Consider the following 22,261-nt stretch of genomic DNA (forward strand, 5'->3'; position numbering starts at 1 on the left):
GATCTGTATTTGTGTCTTCATAACCTCAAATATATCATCTTGCTTTGGCTGTCACCCTCATTTCATCTCCTCAGCATACTTTCTGACACACCACCAGTCTTTAATTTACCAAAACGGGTTCTACAGTTTTTTCAGCATAGCTTATAGATGCCATATTGTAGTTATGAAGCTATTTCTGAACCGAGGATTTTAATTGTTATTTAGAGACTATTTATATTTAGACCGTGAGATCTCACTCTCTCGATAACTATTTGCCACTAGAAGAAAAGAGAATCAGTATTTGAATAAAATCCCCTTGTTAATCATTTTAAATTAGTTGACTACTACACTCGCTACAAAAGCAATGTAAGATTCAAGCTTGTAAAGACCATAGTCATTGTCTTAGAATGGCATTGTTAACGATAATATCTGTTTTGTTAAGAATTCTTTCTGAAATTCTTTGAAATGATGTTCTAAGTTAGTGCGCCCCCTTACTTATAAATGTTACCTATGCATCATCAGCATGCTGGTAATACGATGACCCTATCATGTCTACTAAGCGCTACAAGCTTGTTTTACGATATTCATCACCGGTAACGATGTGGTTCGGCATGTTGGTCGCATGTTTTGCTTGGATCATGCACATCACGCTGTTGCTCACACCTCTATGGGATGATAATGCCCACTTAGGTCATGGTATCTGTGCAGAGCTTGCACCGATTGTATCGGCAGCCAAACAGTATGAGCAAATACAGACTGATATTGCGCAAACGAATCACAACATACCCATTGATAGTGCCGCTCGTCATTTCCTTCATCATAATGCATCCTTATCTTTAGCATCGCCTGCGACCGTTAAGCCAGTCATAACGGTTGATGCTGCACCTTCACAGGAAGCCTTATATAGCAAAGATAAGATTGAAAGCTCTGAATCTAACCCTGATGCCGTAAAATACAGTGGCTGCGACCTTTGCACTGCCATGTCTGCGGCACTATTGCCAGTCGCTTTTACACATACTGACTCGGCTTTGATTGAGCTATCTACTGTCTCAGTCACGTTTTTGTATCGCTCACATACCTACTCTCCTAGTAATTTTTTACGACCCCTCGCACGCGCTCCACCATCAGACACACCCATATAATTATCCATATTTATAGTCAAATATTTTTAGAGCATTAATGACAATGCTCTCAATCAACGCGCTCATTTGACGCTCTGATTGAGGCACTTGTACCTATTTGCCTAAAATACTGTACTCAAAATACTATCTATTTATATCGGAAAATATTCGGTCAGTGCCTACTCTAAGCCCATAAATGACTTGGCTTACATTGCATCTTGGTAAAAACTGAATAACCGATTTCATAAAATATTTTTGCAAATTTCTAGGGAAATAAGATGTCATCTTCATTAATGAACGCTGTACCTATTTTAAAACTAAGTGTTTTAGCCTTGTCTTTATTGCCTATCAGTAGCGCTTATGCCGATTCTACAACCGTAAAGGCGTATATGCATACTACGGATGATGAGCCACATACTCAATTGCCAGCAATCGTCGTTTATGCGACAGCAGCAGATAAGCCATCTAGTACCGATGCACTTGGAACAGCAACCAGCCTTAATCAAAAATTTATTAGTAGCAAACAAGTGGCAAGCAGTGATACGGCCACTATACTGACAAAAATACCCGGTCTGAATGTCCAAAGTGCTGGTGGTATATCAAACTTGCCCGTGATGAGAGGCTTGGCGGACAACCGTCTGCGTATCTTAGTAGATGGCGTTGACTCAATCGCCTCCTGTCCAAACAGTATGAACTCACCCTTGTCTTATATTGCGCCAAGCGCTATAGACAAGACCACCGTTTATGCAGGTGTGACGCCTGTGAGTGTCGGTGGTAATAGTATTGGCGGTACTATCGTTGTCGAAACAGCAGAGCCTATCTTTTCAACAGATAGCAACATACTAACTTCAGGTGAAATTGGCACATTTTATCGTAGTAATGGTGACGCCTATGGGGCTAACTTGTCGACCACAGCGGCAAACGATCAGCTTAGCCTCACCTATAAAGGCAGCTTCGCACAGGCAGATAACTATAAAGCTGGTGGTGATTTTAAATCTTATACCCAAACAGGTAACCCTAATAAAACATTAGCGAAAGACGAAGTTGGTTCAACCGCTTATGAAAGCAAAAATCAGTCATTAGACATTGCTTATAAGAGTGGCAATCATCTGCTACAAGGAACTTATCTGTGGCAAAACGTCCCAAAAGAGCTATATCCAAATCAGCGGATGGACATGCTCGACAATCAGCTTGACCGCATTAATTTGCGTTACAAAAGCGAGTTAAATTGGGGGCAGTTAGAAGCACAGGCCTATCATGAAAAAGTCGATCACTATATGAACTTTGGAGACGACAAACAGTTCTTATATGGCGCCGCCACAGGTATGCCTATGAATACTAATAGCAAGACTATTGGAGCCAATATTAAAGGTATTATCGATTTAACCAACCAAGGCACGATCAATATAGGTGCTGAATATCAAGACTATACCCTTGATGACACATGGGCGGCATCTGGCGACGGTATGATGTCGCCAAATGACTTTCAAAATATCAACAATGGTCAACGTCAGCGTATCGGTATTTATGGCGAGTGGGAAAAAGCCATCTCTTCTGAATGGACGACCCAGCTTGGTGCGCGCTATGAAAACGTACGTACCAGTGCTGATGAAGTACATGGCTATCAAATCGGTGGTCAAAACAATATGACCAATCAGCTGCGAGATAGCGCTAACTTTAATGTCAGTGACCGTAGCAGCACTGACCACAACATCGACGTTACCGCGATTGGCCGCTACAACATTGATGCACAAAAAACCTTAGAATTGGGGCTTTCTCATAAAGAACGTACACCCAGTCTCTATGAGCGTTATACGTGGTCGACATGGCCCATGGCGGCTGTCATGAATAACACTGTTGGTGATGGCAATGGCTATTTTGGTGATCCTAATCTGCGTTCTGAAAAATCCAATACACTGTCTGCCACCCTAAATTGGCGCGGTGCTGGAAATAGCTGGGGTGTCAAAGCCACACCTTACTATTCAAAAATAGATGACTATGTCGATGCCGTACAGTCGGATCGTATGACGAACACAGCGGCTGACACTCACACCGCCGACCAATACAACGTACTGCGTTATACCAACCAAGATGCTGAGATATACGGCATCGACCTGACAGCCGATCGAGAATTGACATCCAATGCTTGGGGAAACTGGGGGATATCCGGATCACTTAACTACACCAAAGGAAAAAATAAAGACAGCGGATCAGACTTATATAACATCATGCCATTCAATGGCAGTGTTGCCCTAAATCGGGAAAACAACGGTTGGAAAAACCAAATTGAAGTGGTTGGTGTTTCAGCTAAAAAGGATGTATCCACCCCTCGCAACGAAATTAAAACAGCAGGCTATGGCTTATTAAATCTCAATACAGGCTATCAGTTCAAACAGGTAGCGATTGAGGCTGGTATCGACAATGTCTTTGACAAAAACCATGCCCTACCTTTAGGCGGTGCCTACATGGGGCAAGGTAGAACTATGTCTATGAATAAGGAGATAGATGGCAGCTCTAACTGGGGCACGGCTATACCTGGCGCGGGTCGCTCATTCTATGTAGGTGTTAACTATAAGTTTTAGGTGTCATTAAGATAGATTGTTAACTGACTTTATTTCTCTTATACCATTTCCAAAAATTAGAATAATAAGGATAACTTTTTTGACTATGACCGCTAACAGGCTTAGCAAGTCTAATAAAGTTAATCGTATTTTTGGATTTGGTATTATATTATAGGAAGCACTTTCATGACTATGGCACTATTAATTGCAGCATTCTTAATGGGATTTTTTGGCTCGCCGCATTGCTTAGGTATGTGTGGTGGTATCGTGACTGCATTCGGACTATCGATGAAAGAAGCTAGTCCAGCAAAAAAACGCGGCCTCATTGCAACTTACCATCTAGGGCGCTTACTCAGTTATGCCCTATTGGGCTTAATTGCCGGTGTGATTGGCACCACTGTATTAACGCCCCTAATGGTTGGCAATAGCACACCTCGCATCCTACTAGGCCTGGTCTTGGTATTTATAGGATTAACCATGCTAGGTCTGCCTTTTTTGAACAAGCTTGAACGTCTTGGTATGCACTTTTGGCAAGCTTTAGCACCTCTGCGGCAGAAAGTATTCCCCTTAAATACCTTTCCTCGGGCATTGACGGCAGGTTTATTATGGGGATTTTTACCCTGTGGTCTCGTTTATGGCGCGTTACTTATGGCGGTCGTCGGTCATGACCCGCTCACAGGTGCCGTGTTAATGTTTGTCTTTGGTCTAGGAACCGTACCCATGCTCGTCGCTACGCACGGAACGGTCAACTGGATGCGCAATCAAATCGGGCGTTTGCGCCTAAGGCAAGTGAATGGCGTAATCATGATGTTATCTGGCTTAGCCGTCATAGCGGTGCCGATGATCATGGCCAATATGCATGGTGGACACGGGCAAATGAATCATGAGCAAATGAATCACGAGCAAATGAATCACGAGCAATAAAAACGTCTCTCATGTACATAGGAGGCAATGACATTTTAAACTATCGATAGGGCATGTTTAGCGTGCCCTATTTTTTTATCGGTGGTGTGTCAAAAAGTATGCTGATTAAAATTTGAACAATTTTGAAGCCTTGAAAAGCCCTATAGAATCAGAGAACTTAGCATAGATTTCTTATTGACTTTTATCGCCAGCATACTTTTTAGAACACCACCCATTTTTGAAATCTTGCGCGTCTTGATATTGGTAAGGTATTACAAGTTCACGTTGCTTATTCATATAACCATATTTACCATTCCTATAAATGGCTACTAAACCCTCGCTGAAACTTTTGAACTCAGTATAGAGAGCACCATCTAAAACTTCATGCTCAATAGGTATTACTAAATTACCTGTTTCATCGATAAAACCCTGTAGGTACTTATAACCGCTCTGAACTTCTACAAGGGGTCTCGCTATTTCACCAACATATGCTAGGCCTTCAGAGAAATCTCCACAATGTTCATATTTTTTAATAGGTATAACTATCTTCCCTATATCATTTTTATACCCACAATGCCATTCGTCATTAGACTGTTCATAAAATGGCGTCAGCTTTGCTGATGCAGTTGTACAAAGCATCAAAATCATCCAACTAACACTAACTGATTTAACTAAGCTTTTACTCATTAAATAATCCTCTATAGAAAGCAAAGGTAGAGCTTAAATATTTCTTTATACTCTACTAAACAGCCCATTTTTCGTCATTAATAGCCAAGTGCTGTAGTAAATCAAAAACCTGAGTCACCTTGTTCTCGAAGATTTCTTTATCGTAGGAATCAGGAAGGTCTTCGTCTAGAACCTCTTCAATGAACGAACGAACCTTTGCTTTAGTATGAGAGTCTCTCCACCAGTCCTGCACTAATACTTTGGGTGATGCATCGATTAAAGACTTAATAAGGTCTTTAGCTGCAAGCTTAACTGCCTGTTCTTCTTTTTTCGTCAGTTTATCTTTAGCCAGCAAATCAAATACTTCCAACTCATCTTCTGTCAAACCTTCACGGACATGCCGCTGATCTTCCTCTTTTAAGTCTTGAGCAAACTTTTGCAATTCCTCAAAGAACTCTTCTGTTTGGGTTGCACCAGCATTATATCGGTCAATTATATTACGATACCGCTCTGCAAAGTTTACTCGTCCTTGGTTAGTCTTAAGCATTTGTTTGACTTTCTTCTCAATGAATTTCTTCATATCGGCTATGGCGATGTGTTTATGCTCAGTTTGCTTAAACTCGGCTCTCAACTGCTCGAAATCTACATTAGCGAGATTCCAACTAGCGCTTTTAGTGATTTGGTACTCGCTTACTGGTTCTGCTACTGAGCTAGTATTGTTACCATCTACTACAACACTACGATCTAGTAAGCTTGAAACCTGAGCGGCTTGCTCATCCAAATCATCTTGATCAATCTTATTGGCAATAAACGTGTGTAAGAACTGCATAACACTGACAATAGGTCTTGGTTGACTAAGAATCGTCGGCTTAGCCGCTTCATACAGACCAGAAACTACATTGAAATGTACATTGAACGTTTTACGTATGAGATCTTGCGATAGCATAATATCCGCATAATCAGCAAACAAAGCGTTTTGCTTGAAAACTTCTTGAGCTTCAATGATTTTCGTCAAATCTACTTCATGAGATAGACAAAAAGTGAGTGTTTCCGCTATTGCTTCATCCAATAAGTTAATTAATACTGACTTGTCTTGTACAGGGTCTGTTCCATCTTCTGAATCCGTGCCTTGACCATAATCTTTTAGCGCAGACTTAAGATTCCTGAACACATTATAGTAATCAATAATCTCACCATTGGTTTTTTCTACTAACTGCCCACTATCATTTCTAGTCTTGAAAGAGGTTACACGGTTCGCTCTTGCGATGGTTTGCATTAGCGTATGACCCTTCATAGGCTTATCAATGTACAGCGTTGAGACAGTGGGCGCATCGAAGCCTGTTAGCCACATAGCACACACAAAAACTAGCTGTAATGGATGCTCAGCATCCTTAAACTCATCTTCTATATCTCGACAATTGGGTTGCTGCTGCGTCAGCCTATTAATATGCTTTTGAATCTCAAGTCCTTGCTTTTCAAACCGCTCTTTTTCAGAGGCAGGACTGCTTATAACGACCGCCATTTCGATACTTTGCATATACTTAAGGCGATTTTTAAGACGGACTCTTTCCAAATCGTTTTGAGTTTGATTGATTCGGCCTTGTAGCTTACGTTGCTCTTTTTTCCATAACTCCGTCACCTTGTCATACATGCGAACCGTAGTGAACTGATCAACAGATATTACCATGCCTTTACCACGATACCCACGTCTAGGGAAATGGTAAACGATGTCGGCTGCTATAGTATCCAAGCGGTCATCACGCTTGATGACCTCAAGCTCTTTTGAGAAGTTGTTTTCTAATTTCTCTCGCTGTGCATCAGATAGATCTTCGTCTTCTAAGATCTCCGCTAACTCTTCATTCAATGCCTCATTCTGTAATAGCACCTCTGGAACACGTTTTTCGTAGAACAAAGGTAATGTTGCATGATCTTCAATAGCTTGCTGAAAGGTATATTCAGACACATACTCACCAAACCACTGCTTAGTTTTCTTTTGTTTGAGGATGGGTGTACCTGTAAAGGCTAGGAAATGTGCGCCTTTTAGTCCTAAACGCATGTTGTCAGCGAGCGTATCGTATTGGGTACGATGCGCTTCATCTACGATAACGATGACTTCTCTTTCATCTTTATCATAGAGTAACGGGTACTTCTCACCCTTCTCATAACGGAACTTCTGAATGAGCGTAAAGACGATTTTCAGATTCTGACCTAGCATTTCACGCATTTGATGACTATTTTTGGGTTTGGCAATCTCTGTCTCTTTTACAGCCTCAGTCGCCAAGAAGTTTTTGGAGATCTGCTTGTCTAAATCATCTCTGTCAGTGATTACCACAAAGCTAAAATTACCTGCACACTTACGGAACACTTTACGGATAAAGAACACCATAGCAAAGCTCTTTCCTGAGCCTTGAGTATGCCAAAATACGCCTAAACGCCCTTGCAATTGATCTCTAATTAAGAAGTTCTCAAAGGCGTGCTTAACGCCCAAATATTGGTGGTTTTGGGCGACGATTTTTACTTTCTCGTTCTGGTAGAGAATGAAGTTTTCGATATAGTCTAGTAACCGTTCGGGGTTAAATAGACCTTCAAGCAAATACTCAATGCTATTGCCATGTGTTTCAATCTGCTGCTTATCTACTTTTTCTTTTTCGTTATCCACCCGTAACCAAGGATAAAAGTTCTCCCAATCAGCGGTAAAGCTGCCTATCTTAGTATCTGAGGCGTTAGATAATATGCAAAAAGCATTGTATAAAAATAGCTGTGGGATATCGTTTTTGTAGTTGGTCAAGTTATCCGTCAAAGCGTTTTGTAGCTTGACGTTAGAATTCTTAAGCTCAAAGAAAACAATCGGCAAGCCGTTGATATAGAGCAATATATCAGGACGACGGTACTTTCTGATGGGTTCAAGACCAGTCGTCTTAATGGTTAGCTGTGTTACTAACAAAAACTCATTATTAGCAGGGATATCGAAATCTATGAGACGTAAAGGTATATTTTCGCGCTTAACACCATTAGCGTCTTCATAATTGACGTTAATTCCATCACGAATATAGCTATATATCTGCTTGTTGGCTTTCAGAGTAGACATCGATACACGCCGACTCATTATGTCCTTTACGGCTGATAGGATAGTAGCCTCAGGCACGTCAGGGTTCAGCTGCATGCATTTAGCTACTAAACGCTCTTTGAGTACGACGTCACGCTTGTCGGTACGATTTGAGCCATCGTTAAGATCTTCAGGGTCGATAGTAGTGCAATCAATATGCTGATAGGAATAGCGCTGCTGCAAAAACTTGATACAAGCTTTTTCAATTTTATCTTCACTGATGAAGTTATATGTCACTTTTGCCATACTTCTATTCCTATGAATATTTTTTATTTTTCTTCAGCTTCGTCACTTGTCTGCATGGACGGTGGGTATTGGATATCTAACTTATCAACTGATAATTTACTCGACATAAGACGAGGTAAAAGTTGCTGTTTTATTAGCTCAAGTTGGGCATTCATTTCCGTCAAAGCTTCTATTTTATCTAGCATTGGTGAAGCTATAGTATTAAATACTTTTGAAAGCTCTATAGGTGGTAGCAAAACTTTTTGCTTCAGAACTTGCTTTGGGCTTAAGTGTAGGACATTAGCTCCGTTTGCAAACTCTTTTACTGTTTCTGAAAAACTAGAGTATCTCAAATAGCAATACATAAAGTTTTCAGAATATACTTTAGAAATTATCTTAACTGTATCTAAAGATATAATTGCAAACTCGTCATTAAGCGTTGGTATCCTCGCTACTCTACCTACGATAGCTCTATCCTGTGTCATATCGGTCACAGCCATTACAATATCACCCTGTGAAACTTTTTGTGCCTCTGAATACCTACCAGTATAATATTTTAGTCCACTATCTCTGTATCCACCGTACTTATGAAAGCTTTTTAGGTTAATAAAATAGATACTGTCTTCAATCTTTTCATCATGGATTTCTTCACTGGTATAAGACTTTCCTTTTACAATTTCGACAACCTCATCCAATTCTGAAAACGCCCACTCTGAAGGAATGCCTTTTACAAATTTTTCATTTTCCCAATCAGGAAATCGAAAGCGAACAAACCACTCTTTGAATAATTCTCCAAGCATGTTTTCTAACAGTACAATCTGCTTTCTATTAAGGTCAATCAAATCATCATATGTGGACAATATAGCTGCGATTTTTCTTTGTTTATCATAGCTTGGTATATCAAACGCACTACTCTTAATGAACTTTAAATCTGCCCTTTGCCTGCCGCTAGCACCAACATAACTGTTCATTGCAGTTTGAACAATCAAATCAGATGTTGATAGGTAATAAACAAAGCTTTGATCAGCCACGCCTTCTTTCGCTCTCAGAACAAAAAACTCAGTTGAACCGAACCCTTTACCATCAGTTTTAGCAATTGCAATCTTTCGATTGTCTAGGCATGGATATATTCTTGCAAATAAGATATCTCCACTTTCAAACTTTGAGCTACTTTGTCCCTGCCATTCCTTTTTCTCTACATCAGATACAAACTTCATATCAGGCGTTATATTTTCCATAGGAATAAAAGAATAAGGATCACTTTTTTCTAATTTCACTTTTGGATTAAAATCAATAATGTCGTTTAGTTTTATACTTTGCAAAGTTATCACTCCCCAGCAATCGTATTTATGTTTTTTTGAATCAACGCTTCTAAAAGATTAGATTGCTTATTAAGAGCTAATAGTTCCTCATTCATCTCCTGCATATATTCAATAAACTCTTCCTCGGTACGACCATCTTCTTCTATCACCACACCAACGTAGCGCCCTGCATTCAATGAATAGTCCTGCTCTTTAATATCTTCAGGCTTAGCAAGCTTACACAACCCAGTTACGTCTTCATAGCGAGCTTTAGGAAAGCGCTGTTGCAACCACTCTATATGATTAAAGTAATACTCAGCACGTTTTCTATCGTCACGTATGGCTGCCAATAACTCTTTTATAGCCTTTATTTCAGCGGTTATAGCTGTTAGTGCTCTCAAAGCAGTGTCTTTTTCTTTTATCAGCTTTTTGTCATCAGATTCCTTTGCGTCAGCAAGTTCCTGACGGGCTTCAGCGACCTGTGCTTTGTTTGCTTTTTCTTTTTGTCTGATACCTTTGTCCAGTTGCTTATTATTCTCTTGTAGTGCTTTGAAGAACGGTTTAAACGCCTGTAAAAGCTCTATCTGATCAACGTTTAGGGCATCAATATCTTCATTTGCGATCTGACTCATGTCATGAGTCTTTAGATAGGCTTGATACTTATCTTGCAAAGGGGACAGGGCATGCCAATTGTCATTTAGCGTATCAGCAGTCACTTTCAGTGCTTTATCATCTACTACCACCGCTTTCAGCTGCTCAATAGCAGGTTCGATATCAGATACTGTTTCTTTTAGTATTTGCATGCCTTGACTAAAATAGCTGTCTATTAAACTGACATATTCCCGATGACGACCTTTATGCAACTTGCCAATCATCGCTATATTTTGGACTTGCTCATCAGTGAAATCACGATGTGTTCGATCAATTTGTCTAAAAATATTACGCGCATCGATAAAAAGTATGTTGTCATCAGCTTTGTTTTTATCAAAGAACCATAGCGTTGCTGGTAGCGTCACGGTATAAAACATATTTGATGGCAAAGACAGCATGCCATAGATAAGATTATCCTCGATGATCTGCTTACGGATATCTTCCTCTGCATTGCGAGCATCAGAAGCAGAGTTTGGCATCACTAGCGCAGCACGACCGCTGTTTCGTGCCTCAGCTTCTGTTTGATTTTTTAAAGATGTGGCAAACAAACTGATCCAAAGATAGTTCCCATTCGTTACTGTTTCATCTTTACCATCTGTTTTTTTATTTTTAGTCTTTTTTCGAGGTAAGCCATAAGCATTAAAACGCCTATCATCTTCAACAGTAGCAACCGATACGTCATCGACGTTAAACGGTGGATTCGCCATGATGAAGTCGAAACTCTCATAGCTATCAAAAGGGTCTTCTGAATAGCTGTTGGCCTGTCTAATCTCTCCTCTAAGCCCGTTGACGAATAAGTTCATCTTAGCGAGCTTGACCGTATCGCGGGTCTTCTCTTGACCATATACGCTCAAATCTATCGTGCTGTCTTTTTCTTCTAGCTCGCCATGCGCTTTAAGCTGCTCATTACGTTCCTCAACAAAATGCAGTGACTGAACGAACATACCGCCTGAGCCGCAAGCAGGATCATATACTGTCCCATGATAGGGCTCGATGACCTCTACCATCAGTTTAACAACAGACGTGGGCGTAAAGAACTCACCACCTTTCTGACCTTCTGAGAGCGCAAACTTCCCTAAGAAATACTCGTAAATACGTCCAAACACGTCACCACTGGCATCAGTTGGGATATTAGAAAAGCTTCTTAGAAGACCTTTTAAAGCTTTCTTACCTTCTTCTAAACGACTAAAAGCAGCATACTCATCTTTGGGTAGTACATCGACGAACTTATCATCCTTTTTGAAGTCCTCTATAGACTGCATAGCATTTGAAATTTCAGTCGCTAAGTCTGCCGACTCTGGTAGCTCTAATAGGTACTTGTAACGTGCTTTAGGAGGCAAATAGAAGCCGCAGTGCTTTATAGCAATATCCTCAATATTTTTAGCACGACGAGTACCTTGTAACTCTTCAAACTCAGCTTGGATCGCCTCCTCATAAGCCGCATATTTGTTGTCGGAGAACTTCAAGAATATCAAACCTAAGACAGGCGTAGCATATTCGTTAGGTTTAAGATCAGTATTGGCTCTCAGGGTATCTGCTGCTTCCCAAAGTTGGTCTTCTAAGCGTTTGATGTCTTCTAGTTTCATATTTTATCCAGTTAATTTCTAGTAAATCTCATTATTTAAATTACATAAATATTTATTAAATACCTTTAAATTTAATTATTTACAATCCCAAAAGCTCAGCTTTCTTAGCAAAAAAATCCGATTTCAATTTTTGTATTTTTCTTTGCACTTGTCTACTGTCATCTACCAAAGCAGCTGCCTGCTGTTGCTTTTCTAATGAAGGTAAAATGATGGGTAATTCTCTGAGCTCCTTTAGAGAAATATTCGCTATTGCAGCCCCTTGAGTGATACTCGCAAGCTGCGTCTGACCAATATCGGAAGATAAATAAGCGTATAAAAACCTAGCATCAATATTATCCGATTTAACCCGTATCGCTATCGCCGGTTTGCTCACCATCCAATACTCATCGTCCGCACTTGGGATGACTTCTGGAACAATACCAAGCTTTCCTGCACTACCTTGAATGACTAGAACGATATCATTAGGCTGCAATATGCCAGATTTACTTTTATCAAAATCCTCTTTCGATACTTTCACTTCTTTGGTTGGTTTAGATATGTCGCCGATATCATTTAGATCGCTAGTAGTCACTTCTAGAATACTGTAATCGCCATCCTTGGTTTTAAATGGTAGGCCACGCTCTACATCAGCTATATCACCAAGAGCAACGGTTTCTGACTTATCTAGCAGTTTCAGAACCTTTTTTTGTCTTCGATCTAACACATACCGATTGCAATTTAAAAAGTAGTCATTTTCTTCAATCTCTTGCTGTGAAAGTGATATTGCACAGTCTAAATCTTCCGTAGAGTACAAATAGGATAGGATTTTATCCTGATCAGTCAACTCCAGTAGGCGTTTATCTGTCTTTCTAACGTATTCAGTTTCATTAAGATCTAGGAACCGAACAGCGTTATAACCGCCTTTTGGCTCTATAACCAAAAGTGATGTTTTTACACTGGCTGCTGGCCAAATGCCAGCTGGTAACGATATCACGGCTTCTAACATGCCGTTATCAACCAGATATTGTCTAAAGTCCTTTTCTACCGTCCCAAATAACGTAGACTCGGTGACAGATACAACCACCTTACCACTACATTGTCCAATCAAATGCAGAGTGCTAAGTACCTCAGCTTTATTTGATCTAAGCGCTACCCTATTGAAGCGATCAAAATCCTTATAATCATCGCGATGTATTTTGACACCAAGTGGTGGAAGTGCCGCTCCACAATCAAACTGTTGCAACTGACTCTCAGAATCTAAGTATCCTGGGTTTTCTAAGAAATTGGTAAACGATACCTTAAACCTATGTGGACTCATTAATGATAATGCGCTTACTCTCAAATCTGTCTTATTAATCGTTTCATAATAAACCGCATTAGATTTTTGACTGGCAACAACGACCATTGGTAAAGAAGGAAATGAGTTTATATAGATACTACGGCTACTTTCGATAGCCAAAATCTCACTTATTAACTCACATACGCTGAGATTAGCAAGAATACCATCAGAAGCCATATGACTGGTCATATTGAAACTTACGAAGTCTACAGCCAAGCTACCGACTGTTTCTGATGGATGATCCAACAAGGTCGTTATTAAGCCATGAGTAAGCGGCATCGTTAAACTTTCTAAAATCTCACCGCCCGAAAATACAGCAGCTATCTGACTGTCATTAGATTCTTTGAGCTTTTGCACCAAGCTAACAAACTCAGCTTTATTTTCAGCCATATTTTTACTGATTTTTAGGCCATCTGGTAGCTCACCCTTCACGTCTAGAGCATAGATTGTGAGTGTCTTTAGTAAAACCTCCTCGGCTAGCTCTTGAGTAAAACGCTGCTGCTGCACCAAAGAATGGATGGCTTCGATCAAAGATTTAAATTTTGGATTATGTGTTTTCATAAGTTATAAGTGCCCTATTTTGTTTTTTTTCGATTAAAGCTATCTAAGTTGTATGTTGTGATCAGACTATTTCCTTCAGAGACAACGACAATGCCGCCTTTACTTAAGATATTCTTTAAGCTTTTAATCAAAGCGTTAATCTCCTCAATATGAAGCTCTTCGCCCGCCTTAAATCTCTCATAACAACTTAATTGCATTTTGACTGCTCCTTTTTAATAGATAAAAGAAACTTCAGCTCCTCTAAACACTCTTTTGCAGTTTGTTTATTAAGAATGACCTTATCGCCTATTACCTCACCAAACGCCATAACCGTATCTAATTCAGTTTTTCTGATAGAACGCTGGCTCATACGAGCTAGTAAATGTTGTGAAGCAGTCATGAACTTATCCTTTTCATATTTGATGAAGCTATATTACCCCACCTTATAAATATAATCAATACCTTTTTTAAGGTATTTTTAAAATAGTGATGGTAATTAGAATTATCTGGGATTACTCCTGAAATACACTTAACCTCATAACTTAAATTCTTCGTTCAAGATAAACGGCATTCATAGCAGACAACAAAAAAGGATAAACAATTATGTTTATCCTTTTTTGTTATCTGTCCCGCTTTTTTAGGACACATTTAATCAGCCGTATTACTTTAAAAGAACTAATTAACGCTCAACTAGCTTTTCTTCAATCATCTCAGTCAACAGCTCAGTAACCGTTTTTCGGCTTTCAAGCGCGTACCGTTTGAGCGCGATGTGCTTATCTTCATCTAGATTAAAATTCACTCGTACCGTCTTTTTCGGACTGTCCGTCACATCTGATAGAGCTAACTGATCCTTAACGTTCTTACTAGGGCGACCTGCTGATAAACTCATGACTTACTCCTCACCAAAAAACGTTTGAATCTCACTGACTAATGCGGTTATCTCTTGTATCGCATTGCTATTAGGCGATTCAGTCTCAAATACTGTTTTACCAAGGGCAGCACTGTTAAGGTAGGCGACACGCTGCATCACTCTGGTTTCTAGCACCGGGAGGTTATAACCAAGTAGGGCAGTCGCCACCTCTTTACCAATATTTGTATTTTGAATATCGCGTGACACGACAAACGCCGCCTTTATTTTGCCATCCATCATCTCTATACGCTGCTGCACTAAATCAACCAAATCGCTGGTCGCCCAAATATCGTAGGGACTAGGCTGCACTGGAATCAAGATAAAATCAGCGGCTTTAATAGCTGGGATGGCCAGGCTATTAACGTGCTTTGACCCATCGATCACCACATATTCCGTATCAGAGACGCTTTTTAGGTCTTTATCAAGCGTTGGTCTATCGAGCCCGATCACCGGTACTGGGTTGTCTTCATCAACCGCGCTCCAGTCACGCGCACTGCCTTGTTTGTCGTTGTCTACCAGCAGTACGCTATGATCTTTTAGCTGTAGCCCTCGTGCCAAATGCGTTGCAATGGTGGTCTTACCGCTGCCACCCTTGTGATTTAATACCGCAATTACCTTCATGAATACAGATCCCTGTAATATTATATAAGTATATACCCCACTCTCAACTTGAAATAAGCAAATCAAACTGAAGTGGCGGGTTACCAAGTTTTTTGTTGAGTACAAAGCATAGATTATGCGACAGAATCTTACGAATCAATCGATGAGACAAATGCCATAAATCTCTTGCTCGTACCCTTTGTATATTAAATCATTCTGATAGCTGACTAATGACTGTTTCAACGATAAGGCGGGCTTTCCTTAGCCGCCTTACCACAAGTTTGGGTCTATCCTCTTTCATGTTGGCTCTGAGTGGCGTTTGTAAACCTACTCAGAGGCTCTTAAAGCCACTTTAGAGACGTTTACTGAGCAATATGGCAAGAGCTGTCTGAAAGCCAACACAAAGTTATACCGAGCGGTCTAAGGTCTTATCAGTATAATACACCCAGTCGGGGATTTAGACCCTAATTTAACCCTAAGAATAGTTAATGGATCAGATATCACTTAGGTACGATATTTTGTTTAAGTGATGATTTTTTACTTATCCACAAAAAATTTTATCACCCGTTTCTTTAAGGGTTTTTATTTACTCCTGTTTACTCCTGTTTACTCCTGTTTACTCCTGTTTAAGGGACTTTTTTCTTCTTTATAATCAATAGCTTACGATGAGAATAAACACAAAATGAGTAGAATAAACACAAAATGAGTAGAATAAACACAAAATGAGTAGAATAAACACAAAATGAGTAGAATAAACACAAGTAAAAATTACCGATACTATTTATGATTTTATATGCTAAAGTGAATCTTAATTATTATTGGAAATAACAGTACATAAGCAAGGATTAGAAAAAAATATGGAAAATAATCTAGTCGTACAATCCAACGAGCTTGTTCTAGCAGCTTATACCATGACTACTAAAGAGAAGCAGCTATTACTGACTTGTATTAGTCGTATTGATAGTAGACCTGATGCGCCAAATATTACTAAGCAAACCAAGTTTACGGTGACAGTTAATGAAGTAACAAAAATATTCTATACCGATAGCACCAAGAAGAATGCTTTTAGAGATTTAGAGAAAGCAAGTAATCGGCTTTTTGATAGGGAGGTACTGATAGCACTGGAGGATAATAAAACACTTCGTACTCGCTTTGTTAGCGGTGTTCTTTATGACCCCAACGGAGAACAGATAACAATAACATTTGCAGAGGATGTACTGCCTTATTTGACACAGCTAAAAGCTAACTTCACAAAATATAGGCTGATGGAGGTGTCTGAGCTTTCAAGTATTCACTCGATGCGCCTATATGAATTAATTGTTTGTTGGGTAGGTCAGTACCAATATACTAAAGCTATGGATTTAGACGATTTTCGCTATGTTATGGGCATTAAAGGTAAGTATAAGCAATTTGGACAGCTTAGAGAGCGTGTGATTGAGACTGCTATAGATGAGGTAAATGAGAGTACAAATTATAAAATCACTGTTGAGTACCACAAAAAGAGTAGAGGCAAAGGTTACGAGGGGCTAACGCTCAAATTTCATCGGAAAACATTAGACAAACTAACCAGTGAAGATGGCACCCTGTCACAAGCTACCATACAGTCTATTGTTGATAACGTGCAGTTTATGAATGACTATAACAACCATCCAAGCCTAAGTTATGAGGGCAAAATGCAGACTGACGCATTTAAGCGCGAAATGATCAATATCATACAGCGAGAGCCTGAAAGCTTTAACAAGCCCAATAAAAGTTTAGAGAGCTATCTACCAAAGATTAAACACTAATACTTTTTCTAACATCCGTTATAGTCAAAAGAACCACCGTTTTTTCTTCTTAGCCGTCACGACGATTGAATCATCTTTTTTTTCTTGCTCTTGTTCAAGTGGCGGCTCATAGCTCATTTCAGCTTGCTTAAACTCTAGCAGTCTCACTTGTGCGAAATCTTGGATACTGGCGTTGGCTTTATCCAGCGTTTTGTTCAACTGTCCTATCTGCTGCTGATAATTTTCAATTAACTTTTTTTGATCGTTTACTTGTTGGCTGAGGTGTTCATTCTTGAGCTTTTCAAGCGCTAATAGGTGTTCAATGTTCGTATTGTACTGAACACTTTGATTGTTCAGAGGTGTGCTTTGGACAGTGTCCGCTGAACGTTCAGTACGTTTTTTAGAAATTGGTTCACCAAACACGCGCAACATTTCTGAAACGTCTATTTTCTTATCTGCTGTTCTGGAAATCTCACCATTATTGACTTTCTGATAGATCGTTGTTCTTGATACACCCCATTCTTTTGCTGCTTTCGTCACCGATATGTTCATTGTTCACCTAGTGTTCAAGTACGTTTTTAGAACCTGTACAGTGCAACTGTCCAGAACGTTCAGTGAACAACTATGGCACTAAACTGGCTACGAGGCAAACCATGAATAATTTGATATAGAAATGAGGTTTTTAAATAAGCAGTATCCATTTTATTGAACAAATATAGGGTATTATTACTAGCTATAGAAATTTTTTGGTCTTATTTTGAGTATTAAAAAGAGTTTGGTTATGAATAAAGCTGTTTTAGGCATGATGTTATCTGTCTTTGCCCTATCATCTCATGCAGTGGTTACGGTCACTGACAATCCATTTTATAGCGATGTTGAAGTAGATCATCCGTTGTTTGTTAAAGGTGCTGGTGGTTCACAATGCAAAGGCTTGCCTCGTGTTTGCACGCAAATGGTCAGCTGTGAACAAGCCAAACTAGCACTTAAATGCGGAAACACTAAGCTAGATCATGATAAGGACGGTGTGCCATGCGAATCAATATGTCCAGGTGGTTAATTTCGGTAGCGTCTATCGTCATCATAGGATGCAGTTCAGATAATAAAGACGAGATGTATGGTTCAGGCTACATCGTAGTGAGTGAGCAGACATGGAGTAAAAATTATACGACACCTTATCCGTTTACATTGCCTGAGGGTGAGATTGGGTGTGCCTCAAATCCTGCTTTTGGTCGTGAGGTGTACTTTCATCCTAATGGTTACACGGATGAATCTTATATTGGTACACCTCTTAATAAGGCGGCGGTACATGGCTTAAAGCTAAGTCGTTTGACGTCAAATGTGCCTTATAGTGTCAAAGAAGGGGCAGATCTTAATGAGGCCGTACAGATTGGGTTGAAGGTCTGCTATGAACAAGAGGATAAGCTTGCAAATTATTAAGTTCGGTGTGTCACAGATTACACTTAGGTTTTATTAACGAATAAGGGCTATAGCAGATAACAGTATGTTATAACTGGAGTTGAAGAAACGAATAATATATTAGAAGAAAGAGCAAAAAATCCTGAAATTGAAAAGCAAAGAGATACTAAATATGCAAAATAGTGATTGGATTCTTCAAGTAAAAGATACTCGAAGGAATTTTAGTAACTCAGCTTGGGTTCCATTAAGAGAATTATCTAATAAAGAACAAGGTAACTTTCAAGATGTCGGCTATACCAGTAATTTCTTTGGGTGTGGTTCTGTTGCATTCCCACCAGAACAAAGGGAAAGGGCTGATAAATTTGGTTGGCAGCAGGTTGGTACCGGCCACCGCACTAGCTCATATGCTTATGAAAACGGTTATTATTCACCGATCGAACAATATGAATACAATGACCAAGAACCTATAGGTGTAAATCTTGTCTTTGAGTATATACAACCTGTAATCGGAAGAAGAGAGTGGATACTCAACCCTGATTTAATTATTGCTCTTGGCTTGGTGAAGGATGGGAGTAATTGGGTCAGACCAGAAGAGGACTTCATTGTTGTCGCTCGTGAAGTTATTGATGATAAGGGAAACTCTTGTTTAATTGAGATTAAACAAGAGTTTCTTATCGACTATTTAGCAGCAAGAAATCTTTCTCTTCGCCTTTCTTACTATCGCCAAAGAATAGCTAATGTTGCAAATCTAGAGATCAGCTCATATGCAAGCTTGATAAACCAAGAAGAGCAAAGAGATGGCGGAAGATTCGAACTTCTAATTCGAAATTTAGAAGACGTTTATGGAGGGGGATGGGCTGAATTTAGAGTCTGGCGAACTGATATTGATAAAGACGAAGATGCACCAGTGATGGAACAAGAAAATGATGAAAATACTGACTCAGAAAGCTTACAAGGCTATCGAGGTGGCTACAAGGGAGTTAGTGTAGAAGGGGAGTTTTGGCGAGACGAATGGATTGAACATAAAAATACAAGTGTGCGTGTACGAGGAGATACAGATCCTACACTGCCTCAGTTCATTGTTGAAACGAACGGCACACGAATGAAGTCTGAATCTTTAAATAATGAAGGTATTGGCAGATGGTTATGGTTCCGTTCTAGCATAGTCAACGAACTTCTTAATCATCGAGGGTTTTCACTTCAATGGTATACAGCAGAAACAGGTGGTATTCATTCTGCATCTGGACGTAGAACACACTTTGGAATCAATACATCTGATTTGATAACTGTTTATGCTTATGATATTACTCGTCTTGAGCCATGGGAGCAGCATATTTGGGCTGCGCATAACATTGCTCCCGAAGGAAAGGTGGCATCTGAGTTATTAATGTCGCAAGTTGAAGTCAAACCTGCCTCTACATCTGCTGTTGAAAATCTTTTATTTAGAAGTATGGAGCTGCTAGAGGCTGGTTTTAGCAAGGAGCTAAATACTGAATTATTCTCTCAAGAAGTAAATGAGTCTGAATTTACACAAAGTATTTCGCGCTTCTCAAGCAGAGATCAAGCTTCATTATTGAGATTAGCAAAGGAATTGATTCGAATATTTTTAGATCGTCTTAATGTTAAAAACCTTCGCCAACTTGCGACTCATAAAGATAAAGAACAATTCGGTTCAAAAAGATTACTAGAAGATATTTTGGCACAAAAAATAGGGGCTGATGAAGCTCGTCAGGTTTTTGGAGTAATTGCAGGTGTTTATGATATGCGTGTAGGTGATGCGCACCCGACTAGCTCTGATATTGGAGCGGCTCTAAAATTAGCGAAAATCGATGAAAGCGACTCTTTTCTCCAGCAAGGGAAAGACTTGATCTCCAACTTTGGAGAATCGATTTGGTGGGTGGGTAAGTTGCTTTTTAGCCAGTCAGAGGTTAAGTAAAAACCTTTCCTGTTCGCATAAAGTACTATAGGGTTAATGTATGAATTTGGCAAAGGTGTTCGCCAAAACAATACCATTGCAAAAGAGTGGTATGGCAAGGCTTGTGACAATGGCTACTAAGAAGGTGGCTGTGATAACTAGAAACGATTGAATGAGCAGGGTTACTGATTTAATAGTTTAAAAACCGATTGTTGGTATTATTGTTCGTATTGAGAAAAATAAATATTAATAAATGCCGTAAATATTGGACATACAGCCGACAGTTTGTGTTCTTGTGAAGGAGTCACACGCCAAAAAGACGGCTTTCGGACAGGTAAAACCACTTATCGAAAATGACCCCATGAAGGGCGGTATCATCGTTCAGAATCTTTGCCAGTAGTGACCGCCTCATATGAATATTTTTACAACCGCGTAATTAAAAGTTTAGGTCATTGACTCGCTTGCCATTGCGGACTATCTAATCAATCATCTTATGGACACCAAACAGGACACTGGATATAGAAGTAATGATATTAAAGCTACCTAAAACGTATGGCTTCAACACCTAATTATCGCCAAGTGAGGCTTGGGGATAATTTAGCTTTTATAACGCAAAACATTTCGAAAGGCTCACAGCAAGTACACCTACAAGTACACTGAGCGAATATATATAAAAAATATTCCTTTAATTATCAATATCTTATATATCAAGCATGGTGCCTAGTGAGGACTTGAATATTTGTCTATACGCCAGTGTTAGCTATGGTTTAAGTTATCTGAATGATTGCAGTGTGTTTTCTGGGCAGTTACACAGCTTTTAGGAAACTCTTTGTTATTCTTCACTCAGAGTTATGATTCTAGTATCAAATAGCATACTATTAGTCTGGTAGATAGCTATAGACCTCTCATTATCTGATCTAGTGATTTCTATGAACATGAATTTATCATTAAAATAAAGAATATTAACACCCTCCTTAGTAATACCCTGACCTTTGTAGTCTGTCATTACAATCTGTTTGGCTTTATCGTAGTTATCTAAGTTAGGGGGTAGGTTATACATGTCGTATATAAACTTAGGTATTGTAATAATTGAAAATACAATACCCATACCTACCAAAACTCTATAAACCGCCCCATTACCTATTCTGGTATCACCTGTAATTTTTTTTATATGGTTATCATAATCATAAGAATATTGTAGTATTTCACTTAATAAAGAATAGATAAAAGAGTAAGCAACTATCATAGAAATAATTTTATTATTGAAATAACCTATCATAATAATATTATAAAAAATAAATACAGAGAAAGGTAATAATAAAAACAAAAAACCTTTTGCAGTTAACAGAAAACTTTCAGATTTATGATTATTTTCGAGGTCAGAAGCGAGGACATCTTTGATGCCTATCAGTTTGAAAAGTAAGGAGAAACCAAAAAAGGACACATATCCTAAGAAGAGTAGAGATATAAAAAAAGCACCGTCTGCAATTAGCTGCGATACAGAAAAAAACTTTATATAAGTAGGATCTATTGCACCTAATTTTAAGACTTGAACAGTAGCCCCTAGACCATAAGTAACAGCTAGTACAATCTTAGTGTTTTCTCCAATAAACCTAAGACCTACACCTATATAATCAGTAATACCCCCTATGGCAGGATAGTTGTCACCCCTAAAGAATAATCCAAATGGGGGTAAT

Annotated in this window: 19 protein-coding genes and 1 pseudogene; 8 read left to right on the forward strand and 12 right to left on the reverse strand. The window is 39.2% G+C overall.

Going from position 1 to position 22,261, the window contains the following annotated elements:
* The first annotated feature begins 527 nt into the window (after positions 1–527).
* The 3 genes from EI161_RS07335 (at position 528) to EI161_RS07345 (ending at position 4,585) form a co-directional block, all read left to right on the forward strand.
* A complete protein-coding gene (locus EI161_RS07335) occupies positions 528–1,121 on the forward strand; it encodes a hypothetical protein (protein ID WP_192529308.1) in 594 nt (197 codons plus the stop codon).
* 257 nt (positions 1,122–1,378) lie between these two features.
* Positions 1,379–3,682, forward strand: a complete 2,304-nt coding sequence (locus EI161_RS07340) for a TonB-dependent receptor (RefSeq protein WP_192529309.1) — start codon at positions 1,379–1,381, stop codon at positions 3,680–3,682.
* Between the two features lie 165 nt (positions 3,683–3,847).
* Positions 3,848–4,585 (forward strand): sulfite exporter TauE/SafE family protein, encoded by a 738-nt coding sequence (locus EI161_RS07345; protein ID WP_192524820.1) that lies wholly within the window; start codon positions 3,848–3,850, stop codon positions 4,583–4,585.
* A gap of 171 nt (positions 4,586–4,756) precedes the next feature.
* On the opposite strand, the gene EI161_RS07350 is transcribed toward EI161_RS07345, so the two are convergent.
* From EI161_RS07350 to EI161_RS07395, 10 genes and pseudogenes are all read right to left on the reverse strand, one after another.
* On the reverse strand, positions 4,757–5,251 hold the full coding sequence (locus tag EI161_RS07350; RefSeq protein WP_192529310.1) for a WG repeat-containing protein: 495 nt from the start codon (positions 5,249–5,251) through the stop codon (positions 4,757–4,759).
* A 55-nt stretch (positions 5,252–5,306) separates the two neighbouring features.
* Positions 5,307–8,582, reverse strand: a complete 3,276-nt coding sequence (locus tag EI161_RS07355) for a type I restriction endonuclease subunit R (protein WP_192529311.1) — start codon at positions 8,580–8,582, stop codon at positions 5,307–5,309.
* Between the two features lie 23 nt (positions 8,583–8,605).
* Entirely contained in the window at positions 8,606–9,883 is a 1,278-nt protein-coding gene (locus EI161_RS07360) for a restriction endonuclease subunit S (RefSeq protein WP_192529312.1), read from the reverse strand.
* A 5-nt stretch (positions 9,884–9,888) separates the two neighbouring features.
* A complete protein-coding gene (locus EI161_RS07365) occupies positions 9,889–12,099 on the reverse strand; it encodes a class I SAM-dependent DNA methyltransferase (RefSeq protein WP_192529313.1) in 2,211 nt (736 codons plus the stop codon).
* Between the two features lie 79 nt (positions 12,100–12,178).
* On the reverse strand, positions 12,179–13,978 hold the full coding sequence (locus EI161_RS07370; RefSeq protein WP_192529314.1) for an N-6 DNA methylase: 1,800 nt from the start codon (positions 13,976–13,978) through the stop codon (positions 12,179–12,181).
* Positions 13,979–13,992: 14 nt separating this feature from the next.
* Positions 13,993–14,175, reverse strand: coding sequence for a hypothetical protein (locus tag EI161_RS07375; protein WP_192529315.1), 183 nt, complete (start codon positions 14,173–14,175; stop codon positions 13,993–13,995).
* Positions 14,166–14,357 (reverse strand): hypothetical protein, encoded by a 192-nt coding sequence (locus EI161_RS07380; RefSeq protein ID WP_192529316.1) that lies wholly within the window; start codon positions 14,355–14,357, stop codon positions 14,166–14,168. Before EI161_RS07380 ends, EI161_RS07375 begins: the two co-directional genes overlap by 10 nt.
* A 279-nt stretch (positions 14,358–14,636) precedes the next feature.
* A complete protein-coding gene (locus EI161_RS07385) occupies positions 14,637–14,846 on the reverse strand; it encodes a plasmid partition protein ParG (protein WP_025652656.1) in 210 nt (69 codons plus the stop codon).
* A gap of 3 nt (positions 14,847–14,849) precedes the next feature.
* Positions 14,850–15,488, reverse strand: a complete 639-nt coding sequence (parA, locus tag EI161_RS07390) for a ParA family partition ATPase (protein ID WP_192529317.1) — start codon at positions 15,486–15,488, stop codon at positions 14,850–14,852.
* Between the two features lie 43 nt (positions 15,489–15,531).
* Positions 15,532–15,798: pseudogene (locus EI161_RS07395) on the reverse strand (IS982 family transposase); the annotation flags it as partial.
* 526 nt (positions 15,799–16,324) lie between these two features.
* On the opposite strand from EI161_RS07395, the gene EI161_RS07400 reads away from it, so the two are divergent.
* Positions 16,325–17,254, forward strand: a complete 930-nt coding sequence (locus EI161_RS07400) for a replication initiation protein (RefSeq protein ID WP_192529318.1) — start codon at positions 16,325–16,327, stop codon at positions 17,252–17,254.
* A gap of 24 nt (positions 17,255–17,278) precedes the next feature.
* On the opposite strand, the gene EI161_RS07405 is transcribed toward EI161_RS07400, so the two are convergent.
* Positions 17,279–17,785 carry a plasmid replication DNA-binding protein gene (locus EI161_RS07405; RefSeq protein ID WP_192529319.1) on the reverse strand — a complete coding sequence of 169 codons (507 nt, stop codon included), beginning with the start codon at positions 17,783–17,785 and terminating at the stop codon, positions 17,279–17,281.
* 229 nt (positions 17,786–18,014) lie between these two features.
* Here EI161_RS07405 and EI161_RS07410 point away from each other — a divergent pair, with 229 nt between their 5' ends.
* The 4 genes from EI161_RS07410 to EI161_RS07425 all read left to right on the forward strand — a co-directional run bounded on the left by EI161_RS07410 (position 18,015) and on the right by EI161_RS07425 (position 20,705).
* Positions 18,015–18,290, forward strand: a complete 276-nt coding sequence (locus EI161_RS07410) for an excalibur calcium-binding domain-containing protein (RefSeq protein WP_225735271.1) — start codon at positions 18,015–18,017, stop codon at positions 18,288–18,290.
* The gene (locus EI161_RS07415; protein ID WP_192529320.1) at positions 18,275–18,670 is read left to right on the forward strand and encodes a hypothetical protein; all 396 of its coding nucleotides are present in this window, start codon (positions 18,275–18,277) and stop codon (positions 18,668–18,670) included. Before EI161_RS07410 ends, EI161_RS07415 begins: the two co-directional genes overlap by 16 nt.
* 151 nt (positions 18,671–18,821) lie before the next feature.
* Positions 18,822–20,585, forward strand: a complete 1,764-nt coding sequence (locus EI161_RS07420; protein WP_192529321.1) for a hypothetical protein — start codon at positions 18,822–18,824, stop codon at positions 20,583–20,585.
* A 36-nt stretch (positions 20,586–20,621) separates the two neighbouring features.
* Positions 20,622–20,705 (forward strand): SEL1-like repeat protein, encoded by an 84-nt coding sequence (locus EI161_RS07425; RefSeq protein WP_192529323.1) that lies wholly within the window; start codon positions 20,622–20,624, stop codon positions 20,703–20,705.
* Positions 20,706–21,396: 691 nt separating this feature from the next.
* Here EI161_RS07425 and EI161_RS07430 read toward each other — a convergent pair.
* A partial coding sequence (locus EI161_RS07430; protein WP_225735272.1) for a hypothetical protein occupies positions 21,397–22,261 on the reverse strand: 865 nt, incomplete at its 5' end.

The sequence above is a fragment of the Psychrobacter sp. FME5 genome, from assembly GCF_014861375.1.
In the GTDB taxonomy this organism is placed as follows: Bacteria; Pseudomonadota; Gammaproteobacteria; order Pseudomonadales; family Moraxellaceae; genus Psychrobacter.